This is a genomic window from Bradyrhizobium sp. USDA 4502 (assembly GCF_054063355.1).
On the sequence record NZ_JBSSGF010000001.1, the window covers coordinates 2735593 to 2752879 of the forward strand.

General features: G+C 64.7%; 15 protein-coding genes. 10 read left to right on the forward strand and 5 right to left on the reverse strand.

All coding sequences use genetic code 11. The annotated features are described in order from the left end of the window. The first annotated feature begins 348 nt into the window (after positions 1-348). The 8 genes from ACVW1B_RS12400 (at position 349) to ACVW1B_RS12435 (ending at position 8051) form a co-directional block, all read left to right on the forward strand. The gene (locus tag ACVW1B_RS12400) at positions 349-1506 is read left to right on the forward strand and encodes a cysteine desulfurase family protein (protein WP_253610020.1); all 1158 of its coding nucleotides are present in this window, start codon (positions 349-351) and stop codon (positions 1504-1506) included. A 94-nt stretch (positions 1507-1600) separates the two neighbouring features. Continuing rightward, positions 1601-3097: a Fe-S cluster assembly protein SufB gene (gene sufB, locus ACVW1B_RS12405; RefSeq protein WP_038380064.1), complete on the forward strand. Its 1497-nt coding sequence runs from the start codon at positions 1601-1603 to the stop codon at positions 3095-3097. 57 nt (positions 3098-3154) lie between these two features. Further along, positions 3155-3907 (forward strand): Fe-S cluster assembly ATPase SufC, encoded by a 753-nt coding sequence (gene sufC, locus ACVW1B_RS12410; RefSeq protein WP_028342146.1) that lies wholly within the window; start codon positions 3155-3157, stop codon positions 3905-3907. A gap of 17 nt (positions 3908-3924) precedes the next feature. After that, positions 3925-5247 (forward strand): Fe-S cluster assembly protein SufD, encoded by a 1323-nt coding sequence (gene sufD, locus ACVW1B_RS12415; protein ID WP_253608771.1) that lies wholly within the window; start codon positions 3925-3927, stop codon positions 5245-5247. Further along, a complete protein-coding gene (locus ACVW1B_RS12420) occupies positions 5244-6491 on the forward strand; it encodes a cysteine desulfurase (RefSeq protein WP_253608770.1) in 1248 nt (415 codons plus the stop codon). Before sufD ends, ACVW1B_RS12420 begins: the two co-directional genes overlap by 4 nt. After that, positions 6488-6859 (forward strand): SUF system Fe-S cluster assembly protein, encoded by a 372-nt coding sequence (locus tag ACVW1B_RS12425; RefSeq protein WP_016845787.1) that lies wholly within the window; start codon positions 6488-6490, stop codon positions 6857-6859. The genes ACVW1B_RS12420 and ACVW1B_RS12425 overlap by 4 nt, the downstream gene beginning before the upstream one ends. Positions 6860-7017: 158 nt before the next feature. After that, on the forward strand, positions 7018-7407 hold the full coding sequence (locus ACVW1B_RS12430; RefSeq protein ID WP_146984699.1) for a HesB/IscA family protein: 390 nt from the start codon (positions 7018-7020) through the stop codon (positions 7405-7407). 176 nt (positions 7408-7583) lie between these two features. Continuing rightward, positions 7584-8051, forward strand: a complete 468-nt coding sequence (locus tag ACVW1B_RS12435; RefSeq protein WP_253608769.1) for a TfoX/Sxy family protein — start codon at positions 7584-7586, stop codon at positions 8049-8051. A 116-nt stretch (positions 8052-8167) separates the two neighbouring features. Here ACVW1B_RS12435 and ACVW1B_RS12440 read toward each other — a convergent pair whose 3' ends face one another. The 4 genes from ACVW1B_RS12440 to ACVW1B_RS12455 all read right to left on the reverse strand — a co-directional run bounded on the left by ACVW1B_RS12440 (position 8168) and on the right by ACVW1B_RS12455 (position 13296). Then, positions 8168-9235 (reverse strand): GGDEF domain-containing protein, encoded by a 1068-nt coding sequence (locus ACVW1B_RS12440; protein ID WP_253608768.1) that lies wholly within the window; start codon positions 9233-9235, stop codon positions 8168-8170. A gap of 417 nt (positions 9236-9652) precedes the next feature. Further along, positions 9653-11146: a DEAD/DEAH box helicase gene (locus tag ACVW1B_RS12445; protein WP_057018600.1), complete on the reverse strand. Its 1494-nt coding sequence runs from the start codon at positions 11144-11146 to the stop codon at positions 9653-9655. Positions 11147-11397: 251 nt separating this feature from the next. Then, the gene (locus ACVW1B_RS12450) at positions 11398-12090 is read right to left on the reverse strand and encodes a helix-turn-helix transcriptional regulator (protein ID WP_456780621.1); all 693 of its coding nucleotides are present in this window, start codon (positions 12088-12090) and stop codon (positions 11398-11400) included. A 252-nt stretch (positions 12091-12342) separates the two neighbouring features. After that, positions 12343-13296 carry a helix-turn-helix transcriptional regulator gene (locus ACVW1B_RS12455; RefSeq protein WP_253608765.1) on the reverse strand — a complete coding sequence of 318 codons (954 nt, stop codon included), beginning with the start codon at positions 13294-13296 and terminating at the stop codon, positions 12343-12345. Positions 13297-13526: 230 nt separating this feature from the next. Here ACVW1B_RS12455 and ACVW1B_RS12460 point away from each other — a divergent pair, with 230 nt between their 5' ends. After that, positions 13527-15023 (forward strand): caspase family protein, encoded by a 1497-nt coding sequence (locus ACVW1B_RS12460; RefSeq protein ID WP_253608764.1) that lies wholly within the window; start codon positions 13527-13529, stop codon positions 15021-15023. A 72-nt stretch (positions 15024-15095) separates the two neighbouring features. Continuing rightward, positions 15096-16340: an FAD-dependent oxidoreductase gene (locus ACVW1B_RS12465; protein ID WP_253608763.1), complete on the forward strand. Its 1245-nt coding sequence runs from the start codon at positions 15096-15098 to the stop codon at positions 16338-16340. 36 nt (positions 16341-16376) lie between these two features. Here the strand turns inward: ACVW1B_RS12465 and ACVW1B_RS12470 are convergent, their stop codons facing one another. After that, positions 16377-17147, reverse strand: a complete 771-nt coding sequence (locus tag ACVW1B_RS12470; RefSeq protein WP_253608761.1) for an SDR family NAD(P)-dependent oxidoreductase — start codon at positions 17145-17147, stop codon at positions 16377-16379. Positions 17148-17287: the final 140 nt, after the last annotated feature.

A 17287-nucleotide genomic window follows, 5' to 3' on the forward strand; every position in this document is an offset into this window, starting at 1 on the left:
GCACCGCCGCGCGGCACGCTGGAGGCCTTCTAGCATGACGCAAGGGGCAAAAATCAAGGAAATTGTGCCGCTTGGCGGTCGCGAATCCGCGTGCGAACGCGCGCGCAGCCAGTGCGTCGGCGGCGATCCGGATCGACACGCCGGATCGCCTCGAAGGCTACCTGAAGTTTCAGTCTGTCATAATGCTATCGCGCTCAGGGGATCGCGAACGCCGTGTCTCGCGGCAGCAAGGCTCCCGCCGCGCGTGAAAAATCTCCCGTGCCGGTGACATCTGATCTGGTCTCGGTCGTCAACTGTCGTTATCTCGCAGTGAAGGCCGCAACCACGGTGGTTGCCGCGGATAGCTCCATGGCCGATCGCGTCTATCTCGACTGGAATGCCACCACGCCGCTTCGCCAGGAGGCGAAGGCGGCGATGGCTGCGGCGTGGGAATTGATCGGCAACCCGTCCTCGGTGCACAGCGAGGGACGGCGGGCGCGACGGCTGCTTGAGGATGCCCGCAATGCCGTGGCGAAGGCGGTCGGCGGCCGGCCGCAGGACGTGGTGTTTCTCTCCGGCGGGACCGAAGCCAATGCGCTCGCACTGACGCCGGGATTGCGCCGCGCTGCGGGCGCGCCGGTGCAGCGGCTCCTGGTGTCGGCGATCGAGCACGCGTCCGTGCTCGCGGGCGGTCGGTTTGCGACGGAGGCGACCTCCGCAATCCATGTCACGCGGGCCGGTGTGATCGATCTCAACCATCTGCGCGCACTGCTGGCCGATGGTCCGCCGGCTCTGGTCTCGGTGATGCTGGCGAACAACGAGACCGGTGCCATTCAGCCGGTGGCTGACGTCGCCGAAATCGTCCATGCGGCCGGCGGGCTGCTGCATGTCGATGCGATCCAGGCGTTCGGCAAGATCCCGTTCGATCTGGCCTCGACGCAGGCCGACCTGGTGACGCTGTCGGCGCACAAGATCGGCGGACCGAAGGGCGCAGGCGCGCTGGTGCTCGCCGAGGGCGTCGAGGGCCTTGAGGCGTTTCTGCGCGGCGGCGGGCAGGAGCTCGGGCGGCGGGCAGGGACCGAGAATATCGCCGGCATCGCCGGGTTCGGTGCGGCCGCCAAGGCCGCGATGGCGGCGCTGAAGGCCGATGCAGCCCGCGTCAGGGGACTGCGCGACCGGCTCGAGCACGGGCTGCGGCAGACGCCGGACGTGCTGGTGTTCTCCGATGACGTCAAGCGGTTGCCGAATACCGTCTTGTTCACGGCACCCGGAATGAAGGCCGAGACGGCGGTCATCGGGTTCGACCTTGGGGAAATCGCGGTCTCGTCCGGTTCCGCCTGCTCCTCGGGCAAGGTCCAGCCGTCCCACGTGCTGGAGGCAATGGGGTACCGTTCGGAGGTGTCCCAAGGAGCGGTGCGACTTAGTCTTGGCTGGTCTACCACGGAGACAGACGTGGATTTGACCCTCAAGGCTTGGCGAAAGCTCGCCGATACCTTAGTTAAGGGGGGACGACGAAACACAGCTTGAACTGTTCTAAGCGGATTTCGTCATCAAAGCATCGTAAGAGATTTTCGGAACTTGAGATCCACCGCGGTCCTTGAAACCGCGAGCGGAGGATTGAATGCCTGCTGTACAAGAGACGGTCGAGCGCGTCCGGCGCATCGACGTCGACCAGTATCGATATGGGTTTGAGACGCTGATCGAGTCCGACAAGGCCCCGAAGGGGCTGTCGGAAGACACCGTCCGCTTCATCTCCGCAAAGAAGAACGAACCGGCCTGGATGCTGGAATGGCGCCTGGAGGCGTATCGCCGCTGGCTGACCATGACCGAGCCGACCTGGGCGCGCGTCGACTATCCGAAGATCGACTACCAGGACATCTACTACTACGCGGCGCCGAAGCCGAAGAAAACGCTGTCCTCGATCGACGAGATCGATCCGGAAATCCTCAAGACCTACGAGAAGCTCGGTATCCCCTTGCGCGAGGTCGCGATCCTCGAGGGCGTCGAGCCGCCGCCCGGTGGCGAGCAGACGCCGAACCGCAAGATCGCGGTCGACGCCGTGTTCGATTCGGTTTCTGTTGCGACCACCTTCCAGAAGGAGCTGAAGGCGGCCGGCGTGATCTTCATGCCGATCTCGGAGGCGATCCGCGAGCATCCCGAGCTGGTGCAGAAATATCTCGGCACCGTGGTGCCGACCTCGGACAACTACTTCGCGACATTGAATTCGGCTGTGTTCTCCGACGGCTCGTTCGTCTACGTGCCGCCGGGCGTGCGCTGCCCGATGGAGCTGTCGACCTATTTCCGCATCAACGAGCGCAACACCGGCCAGTTCGAGCGCACGCTGATCATCGCCGACAAGGGCTCCTACGTCTCCTATCTCGAGGGCTGCACCGCGCCGCAGCGCGACGAGAACCAGCTGCACGCCGCCGTGGTCGAGCTCGTCACGCTCGACGATGCCGAGATCAAGTATTCGACGGTGCAGAACTGGTATCCGGGCAATTCGGAAGGCAAGGGCGGCATCTACAATTTCGTCACCAAGCGTGGCGACTGCCGTGGTCGCAATTCGAAGATCTCCTGGACCCAGGTCGAGACCGGTTCGGCGATCACCTGGAAATATCCGAGCTGCATCCTGCGCGGCGACAATTCGAGCGGCGAGTTCTACTCGATCGCGATCTCGAACGGCTTCCAGCAGGTCGACAGCGGCACCAAGATGATCCATCTCGGCAAGAACACGTCGAGCCGGATCATCTCCAAGGGCATCGCCGCCGGCAAGTCGCAGAACACCTATCGCGGCCTGGTCAGCGCGCACCGCAAGGCCACCGGCGCGCGCAACTACACCGCCTGCGACTCGCTTCTGATCGGCGACAAATGCGGCGCGCACACCGTGCCCTATGTCGAGGCCAAGAATTCCTCGGCGACGTTCGAGCATGAAGCGACGACGTCGAAGATTTCCGAGGACGTGCTGTTCTACTGCATCCAGCGCGGGCTCTCGCAGGAAGAAGCCGTCGGCCTCGTCGTCAACGGCTTCGTGAAGGACGTGCTGCAGCAACTGCCGATGGAGTTCGCGGTGGAAGCGCAGAAGCTGATCTCGATCAGCCTTGAAGGTTCAGTTGGCTAATCCATCCCGCCAACGGCGCGGCCGACGCGCCTCGGGGTGACGCTCAGGAAAAATCAGATGTCTCTGCTTGAAGTGAAAGATCTGCAGGTTCGTGTCGAGGAGCGTGAAATCCTCCACGGGCTATCGCTCACGGTGAACCCGGGCGAGGTGCACGCGATCATGGGGCCGAACGGCTCCGGCAAGTCGACGCTCTCCCACGTCATCGCCGGCAAGCCGGGCTATGAAGTCACCGGCGGGCAGATCCTGTTCAGGGGCGAGGACCTCCTGGAGATGGAGCCGAACGAGCGCGCCGCCAAGGGTGTGTTCCTGGCGTTCCAGTATCCGGTCGAGATTCCCGGCGTCACCACCTGGAATTTCCTGCACGCGGCGCTCAACGCCCAGCGCAAGGCGCGCGGCGAGGACGAGATCTCGTCGCCGGCCTTCCTCAAGAAGGTCCGCGAGGTCGCCAAGTCGCTGAACATTCCGCAGGACATGCTGAAGCGCGGCGTCAATGTCGGCTTCTCCGGCGGCGAAAAGAAACGCAACGAGATCCTGCAGATGGCGCTGTTCGAGCCGGCCGTCTGCATCCTCGACGAAATGGATTCCGGCCTCGACATCGACGCGCTGCGGATCGCGGCCGACGGCGTCAACGCGCTGCGCTCGCCGGAGCGCGCGATGGTCGTGATCACCCACTATCAGCGGCTGCTCAACTACATCGTGCCCGACTTCGTGCACGTGATGTCGAAGGGCCGGGTGGTGAAGAGCGGCGGCAAGGAGCTGGCGCTGGAGCTGGAAGAGTCCGGTTACACGCAGTTCGAAGACGCTGCCTGACAAACGCGGGTTTTGTGATGAACGTTGTTGCAAAGACCGAGACCGGGCGCGCGCTGGGCGACGCATTCGCCGTGGTGCGCGACCGTCTGCCGGGCGAGGGCAAGATCGCCGATCAGCGGCGCCAGGCGTTCGAGGCTTATGAACGATCAGGCCTGCCGCATCGCCGGATCGAGGACTGGAAATACACCGACCTGCGCGCGCTGATGCGCGAGGTGCTGCCGCTCGCGGCGGCCCCGGATGATGCCGCGCTGAGCCGCGCCAGGGCCGTCGTACAGGCCCGCGCGATCGAAGGCGTCCGGCGTCTGGTGCTGGTCGACGGCGCGTTCGCGCCTGATCTCTCCGATTGGCGAGATCTGGAGAAAGGGCTCTCGATCAATCCGCTGCGCCTCGCGCTGGAAGCCGGCGACGAGATCGTCGCGACACAGGCTCTCGCGTCCGATGTCGCCAACCCCATGATCGCGCTGAATGGCGCGATGGCGACCGACGGGGTCGTCATCGACGTCGCCAACGGCACGGTGCTGACCCAGCCGCTGCACATCGTGCATGTCGCATCCGGCACTGTGCCGGCCTCGACGTTCACGCGGTCGCTGCTCCGGCTCGGCCGCGATGCCGGCGTGACGCTGGTGGAGAGCTGTCTCGCCGCCGACGGCGCCAAGGCCTACCAGACCCATGACGGACTGGTTGTTGCGATCGGTGACAATTCACGGCTCGATCACGTGCGCCTGGTCGAAGACAGCGTCGATGCCTTCAATATTTCCTCGGCGACGGTGTCGCTCGGCGCGCATGCCCATTTCAATACCTTCGGCCTGACCTCGGGCGGTCATGTCAGCCGCTATCAGCTGACGGTGACCTGCGCCGGCGAGGGCTCGACGGTCGAGACCAACGGCGTCAATCTGATCAACGGCAAGCAGCACGCCGACACCACGCTGTTCGTGGATCACGCGGTGCCGCACTGCGCGAGCCGCGAGATCTTCCGCGCCGTTGTCGACGACCGCGCCCATTCGGTGTTCCAGGGCCGCATCATCGTCCGCCCCGACGCGCAGAAGACCGACGCCAAGATGATGACCCGTGCGCTGCTGCTGTCCGACGACGCGGAGGCTGACAACAAGCCCGAGCTCGAGATCTTCGCCGACGACGTCACCTGCGGTCACGGTGCGACCACCGGCGCGCTCGACGAGAGCCTGCTGTTCTACATGCGCGCCCGCGGACTGCCCGAGAAGGAAGCGCAGGCGCTCCTGATCCAGGCCTTCGTCGGCGAGGCGATCGAGACCATCGCCAGCGACGCATTGCGCGAGGTCGCAATTGCCACCGCGCAGCGCTGGCTTCAGGCGAGGGCGTGAGCATGCACAAGGCGGTCGCCAACGGCAGTTACGACGTCGCACTGGTGCGGCAGGATTTCCCGGCGCTCGCCATGCAGATCTACGGCAAGCCGCTGGTCTATCTCGACAACGCGGCCTCGGCGCAGAAGCCGAATGCGGTGCTCGACCGCATGACCGAGGCCTACAAGAGCGAATACGCCAACGTGCATCGCGGCCTGCATTACCTCGCCAATGCCGCGACGGAGGCCTATGAGGGCGCCCGCGGCAAGGTCGCGCAGTTCATCAACGCCCGCCGCAATGAAGAGATCGTCTTCACCCGCAACGTCACCGAGGCGATCAACCTGGTGGCGTCGTCCTGGGGCGGGGTGAACATCAAGGAGGGCGACGAGATCGTCCTCTCGATCATGGAGCACCACTCCAACATCGTGCCCTGGCATTTCCTCCGGGAGCGCCATGGTGCCGTGATCAAGTGGGCACCGGTCGACGACGAGGGCAACTTCCTGATCGAGGAGTTCGAGAAGCTCCTGACCCCGCGCACCAAGATCGTCGCGATCACCCAGATGTCGAACGCGCTCGGCACGCTGGTTCCGGTCAAGGACGTGATCCGGCTGGCGCACGACCGCGGCATCCCGGTGCTGGTCGACGGCGCACAAGGTGCGGTGCACCTGCCGATCGACGTCCAGGACCTCGATTGCGATTTCTACGCCTTCACCGGCCACAAGGTGTACGGACCGACCGGCATCGGCGCGCTCTATGCCAAGCACGAGCATCTGGTGGCGATGCGGCCGTTCAACGGCGGCGGCGAGATGATCCGTGAGGTGGCCAAGGACTGGGTCACCTATGGCGATCCGCCGCACAAGTTCGAGGCCGGGACGCCGCCGATCGTCGAGGCCATCGGGCTGGGGGCTGCGATCGACTACGTCAATTCGATCGGCAAGGAGCGCATCGCCGCGCATGAGCATGAACTGCTCACCTATGCGCAGGAGCGCCTGCGCGAGATCAACTCGCTGCGGGTGATCGGAACCGCCCGCAACAAGGGACCGGTGATCTCGTTCGAAATGAAGGGCGCGCATCCCCACGATGTCGCGACCGTGATCGATCGTCAGGGCATTGCGGTGCGCGCCGGCACGCATTGCGTGATGCCGCTTTTAGAGCGGTTCAACGTCACGGCCACCTGCCGTGCATCCTTCGGGATGTATAATACCAGGGAAGAAGTCGACCATCTGGCGCAGGCGCTGATCAAGACGCGGGAATTGTTCGCATGACCGATACAGCCGAAGTCAAGACGGCCACCATGGAAACCACCTCGGCACTGCCGGCGGAAGAGACCGAGCGCATGAGCGGCGAGATCGTCGCGGCGCTGAAGACGGTGTTCGACCCGGAAATCCCGGCCGACATCTACGAACTCGGCCTGATCTACAAGGTCGATCTCAAGGATGATCGCTCGGTCGACATCATGATGACGCTGACCACGCCGAACTGCCCGGCCGCCGGCGAGCTGCCGCAGATGGTGGAGAACGCGGTCGCCAGCGTTCCCGGCGTCGGCGTCGTCAACGTCAATCTGGTGTGGGATCCGGCCTGGACGCCGGACCGGATGTCGGACGAGGCGCGCCTCGTCCTCAATATGTGGTGATGCGTCGCAGCGTTTTCGAGCGAAGTGGATGCCGGTTCGCGTGAAGAAAACGCGTCAGAACAAGAGGTCAAGGTTCTGATCAAGAACCTTTACGGATTGGACTTAGGCTCAAGAAGATCGGCAATTGATTTGCCGCTGGGACTGACCACATGAGTGACATGACGCAAGTTTCACCGACCCCAGCCAAACCGAAGCGGCCGCGCCCGCAGGTCATGAAACTGACCGATGCCGCCGCGGAACGGATCACTGAGCTGACGAAACGCGCCGACTCGGAGATCGTCGGGCTGCGTGTCGGCATCAAGAACGGCGGCTGCGCCGGACAGTCCTATACCGTCGAATACGCTCACGAGATCCGTCCGACCGATGAAGTGGTCGAGGACAAGGGCGTGAAGATCCTGGTCGATCCGAAGGCCGTGCTGTTCCTGCTTGGAACCGAGATGGACTATGTGGCCGACAAGATGCAGGCCCAGTTCGTGTTCAATAACCCGAACCAGGTCTCCGCTTGCGGTTGCGGCGAATCGGTGCAGCTCAAGCCGGCCACGGTCTAGAGACGTCCGCATATCGATTGTTGTGTGATCGGCACCTGTGTTGCCCGTCATTGCGAGCGTAGCGAAGCAATCCATGTTTCCGCTTGTTGCGCGATGGATTGCTTCGCTACGCTCGCAATGACATGGATGGAGACGTGCTCCTTACCATGAGGCGACAGAACGGGGGCGATTGGCACATGGACCGCGAATTCCTCACCGACCTGTTCGCCGATTTCGGCCCGGTCACGCTGCGCCGGATGTTCTCCGGCTATGGTATCTCGGCTGACGGCACCAATTTCGCGCTGGCCCTGCGGGCCGGGCTTTATTTCCGCGCCGACGAGCAGACCATCCCGCAATTTGAGGCGGAGGGCTGCGGGCCATTCCAATATCAGACACGGTCGAAGACCGTCACGGTGAACTCCTACTGGCAGCTGCCGGCACGGCTGTTCGATGATTCGGAAGAACTCGCGGTCTGGGCACGGTCGGCACTCGGCGCCGCCCAGCGCGCCGCGCTGCGCAAGCGGCCAAGGAAACGAGCGGTTGCGCGAAAGTCGAAGGCGCCTGCGAAGAAGACTGCAGGCAAGAAAGCTACGGCAGAAAAGGCGGTTGCGAAGAGGCCATCGGCCAAGAAGAAGCGATCGGCAAAGAAGCGATCCGCATCCTGAGGCAGCCAATCCATCCACAGTCATTGCGAGCGAAGCGAAGCAATCCATGGATCCGCATATGCGGCAGGTGGATTGCTTCGCTTCGCTCGCAATGACTGTGGAGGACGTGAGGGAAGTCACGCCACGCGGGTCTGGATCTCGGTGCTGTATTCCGGATCGGCCTCGCAGATCACACGGTTGCGGCCGGCGCGCTTGGCGGCATAGAGGCAGGCGTCGGCGCGCTCAATCAGCGAGTCGGTGTCGTCAGTCGGCTTCAGCATGGAGACGCCGACCGAGATCGTGACGCGGCCGAGGATCTCGCCGGTCGACTTCTTCTTCAGCTCCTTGGCCATCACGGCGCGGCGGATGTGGTCGGCGACCGTCAGCGCCTGCCGCAGCGCCGTGTTGGGAAGCACCACTGCGAATTCCTCGCCGCCATAGCGGGCGGTGATGTCCTGGCCCTTGATGTTCTGCTTCAGCGACTGTGCCACCAGCCGCAGCACCTGGTCGCCGGTGAGATGGCCGTAGGAGTCGTTGAACGATTTGAAGTGGTCGATGTCGAACATCAGGAGCGACAGCGGCTCGCCGCTGGCGAGCGCGGCTTGCACCGCCATGTCGATCGAGCGGTCGAAATATTTCCGGTTGCCGAGGCCGGTGAGCGGATCGGTCAGGCTCTCGGCACGGATCGCCTCGAGGCTATGCTGCAGGTCGCTGATCTCCGACTTCGACAGCGCGAGCCGGTTCTCCAATGCCTGATTGGTCTCGCGCATCTCGCGCGTCGATTTCGCCAGGCTATCGACGATTGCCTTGATGTGATCGCGGGTGGTCGCGCTCGCAAGCTTATCGCTGGCGCCGACGAGGCTGGCGTCATAGGTCGCGGACACGTCGAGCGCATCGGTGATCAGCTTCATGACGGCGTCGATCTCGCCGATGACGCGCGCGCCGACCTTGTCGATGCGGTCCGAGGTCTTGATGTGCGAAAGGTAGGTTTCGTAGATCTGCTCGAGATCGGATTCAGAGAGCTTGCCACTGCGCGCCAGCGTCTCGTTGATGACCTTGTTGAGCGGCGCGTTGTATCCGGTCGCGTAGACGTACCAGATTTCATAGTTGCGGGGGACTGCGGTCTGGCGAAGCGAGCGGATCTGGCCAAGCGCGACTTCGGCAAAGGCCAACGTACGTTCGTGTTCGTCCAGCAGCTTGACCACTGTCACGTCCTCAATGCACGCAATGCCGATTAAACCCGGCAGCAATGACTAAACTATTGGGGCGAGGGTACGGGACGAGAGTGAAGGCAAGGTAAACAGTGGAACTACGGGGAAGCCGGCTGCGGCGACCATGCGGCGCGCCCGATGTTTGTCCGCCTTGAGCGCCACTTTCGGGCGCTTTTCGTTTGTTCGCTAGAGCATGATCCGGAAAAGTGCGCAGCGGTTTTCCGAAAAGATCATGCTCAAACAACGAGCTAAGGCACAATGACGCTTCACGCAAATCTCATCGCGCTTTGTCGCGAGGCGCAAACTGCGCGCATTTGCTTCAAACGCTGAGGATCAGCGCGTGCGCCGGTCGCGGGCGGCAAGAGAATTGTCCGGAATACCGCCGCTAGCGCGGCGGCGTCAGAGCAGGCCTTATGCGCGTGCGCGCACAGGTCGCAGCAGGAAGGCGGGCAGGTGCGAATGATCGGCGGGCTCGTGGTCCACCTCGCGCTGCGGCCGCCGTGGCTCGGCACGCCCGATCGACGGCACGTGCGACGGAGCGGCCTGCGGAGCCGAATTGCGGCCGTGGCGCGGTTCACGCTCCGGCTTCGCTGCGCGCTCCTCGCGGGGCTCCCGCTCGTGACGCGCTTCGCGTTCACCGTGACGCGGCTCGCGTTCACCGTGGCGCGCCTCGCGCTCGCGGCGCGGCTTGCGGCCGCCGCGGGCACCATCGCGCGAACCTTCGCGGCCACGCGAGCGGCGCGGCGCGGCGTCCTCGTCGGAGGCTTCGCTGTGAACGGTGTAGTCGCCCTCAGCGCGCGGGATCGGCTGGCCGATCAGCTTCTCGATCGCGGTCATCGACTTGCTATCGAGCGAGGTGACGATGGAGATCGCAGTACCGGTGCGTCCGGCGCGGCCAGTACGGCCAATGCGGTGGACATAGTCGTCGGGGTGGTGCGGTACGTCGAAATTGAAGACGTGGCTCACCGCGGGAATGTCGAGACCACGGGCGGCGACGTCGGAGGCGACGAGCAGCGGAATCTCGCCCTTCCGGAATTGATCGAGGGCCGCGGTGCGGGCGGATTGATCCATATCGCCGTGCAGGGCACCGACGCTGAAGCCGTGCTTCTGGAGTGACTTGTGAAGGACGGCGACTTCGCGCTTGCGATTGCAGAAGATAATCGCGTTGTTGAGATCCTTGGCATCGCGCAGCAGGCGGCGGAGGATCTCGCGCTTGTCATGCGCTTCGCGACCGGCCGGGACCTGCAATTGCGTCACGGTGACGGCGGTGGTCGCGGGCCTGGAGACTTCGATCCGCGCAGGATTGTGCAGGAAGGCCTCGGTGATGCGGCTGATCTCCGGAGGCATCGTCGCGGTGAAGAACAGGGTCTGCCGCGTGAACGGGACGAGCTTGCAGATGCGTTCGATGTCGGGGATGAAACCCATGTCGAGCATGCGATCGGCTTCGTCGATCACCAGCAGTTCGACGCCGGTGAGCAGCAATCCGCCGCGTTCGGTGTGGTCGAGCAGGCGGCCGGGCGTTGCGATCAGGACGTCGACGCCGCGCATCAGCTTGGAGTCCTGGTCGCCGAACGAGACGCCGCCGATCAGGAGCGCCACGTTCAATTTCTGACCGGCGCCGTATTTGTCGAACTGCTCCTTCACCTGCGCGGCAAGCTCGCGGGTCGGCTCGAGGATCAGGGTGCGCGGCATCCGTGCCCGGGCGCGGCCCTTCTCGAGCAGGGTAAGCATCGGGAGAACGAAGGCAGCGGTCTTGCCGGTGCCGGTCTGGGCAATGCCGAGGACGTCGCGCCGGGCGAGAACGTGCGGGATTGCCTGTTCCTGGATGGGAGTGGGGTTGGTGTAACCGGTGGCCGCAACTGCGGCGAGGACCTTATCGGACAGGCCTAGATTGGAAAAAGACATTGAGCCTCTGGTCGAAACCGCCGTTCGGCATCGCAGGTAAAAGGCTGTCGCGTTCGGCCCCGAAACGGCTCGCTTTTCTATAAAGCTCGGGGGCTCTGACTAACGCCGACGGACGGCAAACCTGACGAATCGCGTTTCGATCCGAGGGCCGCGTTGCCCGCAACATAGGGGCGAAAGCGGTAAAGTCAATCTTGGAACCGGCCGGATAGCCGAAAAAGCTTAACGTTTTGACTGAAATACGCGCCTTTTCGTCATTTGGCGGTCAAATGAATCACGACCCCCGTCCCGGACGGCGGGGCCACAGCGGGGGCCTCCGCGCTGTTTTTCATCCTGAATCCGCCAGGCGTCAGGCCTTCGGAATCGCCGAATATCCGGTAGAAGGTGGCGAGGCTGCCGAACCCGCAGGTGAGGGCGATGTCGGCGATCGGCCGCGGCGGCTTCTCGCAAAGCAGCCTTCGGCTCTCGCTCAGGCGCTGGGCGGTGACGGTCTGCGAAAAGCTCGTCCCGGTCGCTTCGAACAAGACGTGCAGGTAGCGGACCGAGACGCCGAGGATGCCAGCGACCATCCCTGGCGACAGGCTTGGCCTGGCAAGATGGCGCGTGATCAGGCGGCGCGCGAGGCTGAGCCGGCCGACGCGCAGCGCCTGCTGCGCCCGGCGGCTGCCCGGCCTGATCACACCGCGCTCGATCAGCGCAAGGTCCGCCACGATCTTGACCAGCGCAGGAATGCAAGCGGTATCACCGGCCTCCGTGGCCTCCTTGAAGTCGGCGAGGCAAGCTTCGAGCAACGGCGCCCAGCCGCGATTGCTGGTCGCCGGTGAGCCCTCACGGGCAGGCTCAGACGCCTGGATTTGATCCGCCCGCGGGTCCGCGGCATCGAGATAAATGCGCGTCGCGCCTGTAGCTAGCGTTTCCTGGCTGTGATCCCCGTGCTTACCGCGCATCGTGACTGATCCCTCGCTCTGCATGAGCGCGCGCGTCGCCGGTAAGGAAATTTGCGGTGCCGAACCCGGGCGAAGCGCCGCAGTGGTTCTGGCGAAATGGCCGGAAAATATCTTCTCAATGCGCGCAGGCTGATCACTTCGGTTCAGCGAAAGTCGGATCGCGCGGCGATGTGAAGTTCAAGGAGCTGAAGGGGGCGCGGCCAAGCTTCGGCGAATTGCGAGCGTGGTGTCCCGGCCGGTCCGGACGGGCGCTCAGGCCGTTTGTGCGCGATAGTCGCCCGGCGTCATGGATTCGGATGCATTGAAGAGGCGGTAGAACGTCGCAAGGCTCTCGAAGCCGCAGGCAAAGGCGACCTCGGCGATCGTTTGCCTGGGCTGCTCGCGGAGCAGGCGGCGGCTCTGCTCGAGCCGGAGCGCGGTGACGGTCTCCGAGAAGCTCATCTCGGTTTCCTCGAACAGGATGTGCAGGTGACGGACCGAGATGCCGAGCAGGCCGGCAATCAGGGTTGGCGACAGCGCCGCACGCGCCAGGTGGCGCCGGATCAGGCGCCGGGCCAGCGACAAATGGGCGGTTCGCAAGGCCTGCTGCGCAAGCCGGCTCTTCGGCCGCATGATGCCGCGCTCGATCAGCGCGATATGGGCCAGCGCCTGCACCGTCGGCGCCGTGCCCGCCGCCGCGGCATCGTTGCTCTCGATGAGGTCGCGGAAGCATGCTTCCAGCAGGGCCCGCAGCGCGGTCTCATCCTGCACCGGCCTGGGGACGAGTTCGCCGAGCTCGGCGCCCGGCGGGACGATGTTCGCGACCGGGACCTTGATGATGCGCAGGTGGAAGCCGTCGTCGTGCAGGGGGACAGTGCGATAGGGCAGGTCCGAGTAGCTGGTCGCGAACATGCCGTCGCGAACGGCAAATTCATCGAGCCGCGCGCCGCCGAACCAGCCGCCGCCGCCAAGCTGCTGATAGATGCACAGGCTGTCGCTGGCCGCGTCGGCGATGTCGCCGGTGCGCCGTTCGACACGGTACGGCGAGGCGCGCAGCTCGACCAGCCCGGCATCGCCGAGCTTGCGCAGCGAGAACTCGCCGAAGAAGTCGCGGCGCCGGTCGGCTTCCAGCTCGGCGGTGACGCCGAACAGCCCCTTGGCGCGGACCTCGCGCCAATAGTCGAAGCGATCCTTGGGATCGACTTGATCAGTAGACCATGTGTGCACGGAAAAGCCGTTGCGACGTGCGGAGAGCTCGAACCGGATGGAGGTTCGAATCTATCACGCGGGCCGTAAAAAGAAACTTGACCTAAGACAAATCGGATCCCTCATTTCGGCCTGGCGTGGCCGGCCGGAACGGCCGTCCGCGGCCGGCCTTGAACCGGCGAAACGGCTGGTCCGACTATTAGGCGGCGGTCGCACGGGCGGCGCATTTGTCGTGCAGGCGGGAAAACGGGATGAAGAGCTGGCTTTCGAGACTTTCGGCGATCCTTTGGGCGGTTGCATTTGTCGCATCGGCCGCACCCGCCCAGGCCGAAAAGCGCGTCGCGCTGGTGATCGGCAACAATGACTACAGGAACGTGCCCAGGCTGCAGAAGGCGGTCAACGACGCCCGCACCATGGGCGACACGCTGAAGCAGCTCGGCTTCAGCGTCATGGTAGCCGAGAACCTCAACCGGCAGGCGTTCTCCGAGACGCTGCTCGCGTTCGACCGCTCCGTGGAACCCGGCGATACCGCGTTCTTCTTCTATGCCGGCCACGGCTTCGAGATCGCCGGCCAGAATTTCCTGCTGCCGACCGACGTGCCGGCCGCCACCGAAGGGCAGGAGGAATTGGTGCGCGACGCCTCTGTTCTCGCCGACCGCATCGTCGAGCGCTTGCAGAACAAGAAGGCGCGCACCTCGATCCTGGTGTTCGACGCCTGCCGCAACAATCCGTTCGAGCGCGCCGGCACGCGCGCGGTCGCCGGCGGCGGTGGCCTCGCGCCGATGACGCAACTGCCGGAGGGCGTGTTCTCGGTGTTCTCGGCGGGGCCGCGCCAGACCGCGCTCGACCGTCTTTCGAACGATGATGCCAATCCCAATTCGGTGTTCACGCGGACCTTCGCCAAGGAGCTGCTGCAGCCCGGCGAGAATCTCGTGCAGGTCGCGCAGCGCACGCGGCGCCTGGTCAGCGAGATGGCCGAGACCGTGAAGCACAAGCAGATCCCGGTCTATTTCGACCAGATGGTCGACGATGTCTTCCTGAACGGGATCGCGAAGGGGCAGGCCGAGGCGGCCAAGCCGTCCGCGCCGCCGCAGCAGGTGGCCGCGCTGCCGCCGGTCGCGGTGCCGAAGCTGCCGAAGGAGGATTCGATCAACGCGCCGATCGCGAGCTTCTCGCGGCACAATGGCGGCTGGACCGTGGTGTTCTCGATCGCCGATCCAACGCTCGGGATTTCCTGGCGGATCGGCGACAGCGGCGATTTCCGCGAAACCGGCTTCATCGACACGCTCGATCCGCGCACGCGCAAGCGGATGCCCAATCCGTCGGTCGAGCTGCCGGCCGATGCGCCGGCCGCAACGATCGAGATTCGCTATGTCGATACGCAAGGCATGATGCAGGGGCCGTTCCCGATCAAGTTCGATCCCGACGCCGCGCTGATCCGCGACCAGCGCAAGATCCTCGACATGACCGCGACCAGCTGGCTGTCATTCCGCGAGTTCAACGGACTGCTGGTCTACTATACGCACCTGATGTCGTATCGCTGCGCGATCCGCGAGGTGCGCATCGGCATCGACACCGCGGTGCCGGACAAGGTCCTGAAGATGCCATCCTGCAATTCGCGCGATCCCAGCGCGATCCCGTCTGACGCGCAGCCTTATCTGAAGCTTGCGCCGCAGACCAAGGCGGTCTCGGTCGAGCTGACCTATCGCGACGGCAGCGTGTCGGAAATCAAGACCTTCAGGCGATAGCCTTGCATCCTTGCCGCCCGATCCGCGTTACAATCGGATTCTGAGGGGCGAGGCAGCGGTGAGGACGGCATCATGGATGCAGGCAATCCGGCAGGGCCGAACACGCGTCAGATCAGGGCGCGCTGCTGCGTGGTCGGCGGCGGGCCGGCCGGCATGATGCTTGGCTATCTGCTCGGACGCGCCGGAGTCGATGTCGTGGTGCTGGAGAAGCACGCCGACTTCTTCCGCGACTTCCGTGGCGACACCGTGCATCCGTCGACCCTGCAGGTGATGGACGAACTCGGCCTGATAGACGGCTTCCTGAAGCTGCCGCATCAGGACATCCAGACGCTCGACGGCATGTTCGGCGGCACCTCGGTGCGGATCGCCGATCTCCGCCGCCTCAGCGTCAAATACCCCTTCATCGCGATGATGCCACAGTGGGACTTCCTCAATTACCTGCGCGAGAGCGGCAAGCGCTTCCCCTCGCTGAAGGTGCTGATGAAGGCCGAGGCGACCGATCTGATCCGGCGCGGCGATGCTGTCGCAGGCGTGCACGCGAACACGCCCGACGGCCCGGTCGAGATCGAGGCGGATCTGACCATCGGCTGCGACGGACGTCATTCGATCGTGCGCGAGCGCGCCGGCCTCGACGTCGAGGAGATCGGCGCGCCGATGGACGTTTTGTGGTTTCGCGTCGGGCGGCGTCCGGATGAGACCGAGAATTTGTTCGCCCGCGTCGAGCACGGCAAGATGATGGTGACGTTCGATCGCGGCGACTACTGGCAATGCGCCTATGTGATCGCCAAGGGCCAATACGAGGCGGTGAAGGCGAGGGGATTGCCGGCGCTGCTCGACGACGTGCTGCGGCTGGCGCCGATCCTCAAGGCCGGCATTGCCGACGTGAAGAGCTTTGACGACGTCAAGCTGCTCACGGTCGCGATCAATCGCCTGACGCGCTGGACCCGTTCCGGCCTGCTCTGCATCGGCGACGCCGCGCATGCGATGTCGCCGATCGGCGGCGTCGGCGTCAACCTCGCGGTGCAGGATGCGGTCGCGACCGCCAACATCCTGGCGGCGAAGCTCGTTCACGGCGTGCCGTCGGAAGACGAACTCGATGCGGTGCGGCGTCGCCGCGAATTCCCGGTGCGCGTGACGCAGCGCATGCAGGTGATTGCGCAGAACAACATCATCAGCGCGGCGCTGAAGGCCGGCGATCAGCCGGTGCCGTTGGCGCTGCGGTTGATCACGGCAATGCCCTGGCTGCAGGGCCTCACCGCACGTCTGGTCGCCGTCGGGGTGCGGCCGGAGCACGTGCATTCGCCGGCCGCGGGCTGAACTGCGCGCCGCGCGACCGGAAGAGCGCTTGTGCTTTCAGGCCATCACCGAATAGCCGCCGTCGACGGGGATCGCGGTGCCGGTGACGAAGTCCGACGCCGGCGATGCCAGGAACACAGCGATGCCTGCGAAGTCATCGATCGCACCCCAGCGTGCCGCCGGCGTGCGCGCAAGCACGCGCTCGTGCAGCCCGGTCACCTGCTGGCGCGCGCCTTTGGTCAGGTCGGTATCGATCCAGCCGGGCAGGATGGCATTGACCTGGATGTTGTCGGGAGCCCAGGCGTTGGCGCAGGCGCGGGTGTACTGCACGATACCGCCCTTGCTCGCGGCATAGGCCGCGGCGAAGCTCGCACCGAAGATCGACATCATCGAGCCGATATTGATGATCTTGCCGTGGCCCGACGCCTTGAGCGCCGGATAGGCCGCCTTCGAGCACATGAACGCGCTGGTCAGGTTGGTGTCGATCACCTTGCTCCACTCCTCCAGCTCGAGCTCGTGCGGAGGCTTGCGGATGCTCATGCCGGCGTTGTTGACGAGAATGTCGATCCGGCCGAACTCGCGAACGACCCGTTCGACCATGGCCGCGACGGCGGCCTTGTCGGTCACGTCGGTTGCCACCGCGATCGCCTTGGCGCCGCGCTTGCCGAGATCCTCGACGGCGGCCTTCGACTTCGCCTCGTTGCGGCCGACCACGGCAACCGCCGCGCCGGCGTCCGCCAGGCCGCGCGCCATGCCAAGCCCGATGCCGCCATTGCCACCGGTGACGATGGCGACCCGGCCCGAGAGATCAAACTGTCCGTTTTTCATTGTTGTTGTCCGCTGAGGTTTGAACCGGGCGCGAGAGTGCCCGATCGTCCCGGCGCTGACCAGATCGGCCACCGCCGGTCCGCCCTGCGCCGGCGGGCCTGCGCGTGGGGAGATTTCGATGACGTTCGGGCAACAAAAAA

Bases quoted from the DNA above. Each gene is read 5' to 3' on its own strand.
- ACVW1B_RS12400 (WP_253610020.1), top strand. From the start codon at position 349: ATGGCCGATCGCGTCTATCTCGACTGGAATGCCACCACGCCGCTTCGC.
- sufB (WP_038380064.1), top strand. From the start codon at position 1,601: ATGCCTGCTGTACAAGAGACGGTCGAGCGCGTCCGGCGCATCGACGTC.
- sufC (WP_028342146.1), top strand. From the start codon at position 3,155: ATGTCTCTGCTTGAAGTGAAAGATCTGCAGGTTCGTGTCGAGGAGCGT.
- sufD (WP_253608771.1), top strand. From the start codon at position 3,925: ATGAACGTTGTTGCAAAGACCGAGACCGGGCGCGCGCTGGGCGACGCA.
- ACVW1B_RS12425 (WP_016845787.1), top strand. From the start codon at position 6,488: ATGACCGATACAGCCGAAGTCAAGACGGCCACCATGGAAACCACCTCG.
- ACVW1B_RS12430 (WP_146984699.1), top strand. From the start codon at position 7,018: ATGACGCAAGTTTCACCGACCCCAGCCAAACCGAAGCGGCCGCGCCCG.
- ACVW1B_RS12435 (WP_253608769.1), top strand. From the start codon at position 7,584: ATGGACCGCGAATTCCTCACCGACCTGTTCGCCGATTTCGGCCCGGTC.
- ACVW1B_RS12445 (WP_057018600.1), bottom strand. From the start codon at position 11,146: ATGTCTTTTTCCAATCTAGGCCTGTCCGATAAGGTCCTCGCCGCAGTT.
- ACVW1B_RS12450 (WP_456780621.1), bottom strand. From the start codon at position 12,090: ATGCGCGGTAAGCACGGGGATCACAGCCAGGAAACGCTAGCTACAGGC.
- ACVW1B_RS12460 (WP_253608764.1), top strand. From the start codon at position 13,527: ATGAAGAGCTGGCTTTCGAGACTTTCGGCGATCCTTTGGGCGGTTGCA.
- ACVW1B_RS12465 (WP_253608763.1), top strand. From the start codon at position 15,096: ATGGATGCAGGCAATCCGGCAGGGCCGAACACGCGTCAGATCAGGGCG.
- ACVW1B_RS12470 (WP_253608761.1), bottom strand. From the start codon at position 17,147: ATGAAAAACGGACAGTTTGATCTCTCGGGCCGGGTCGCCATCGTCACC.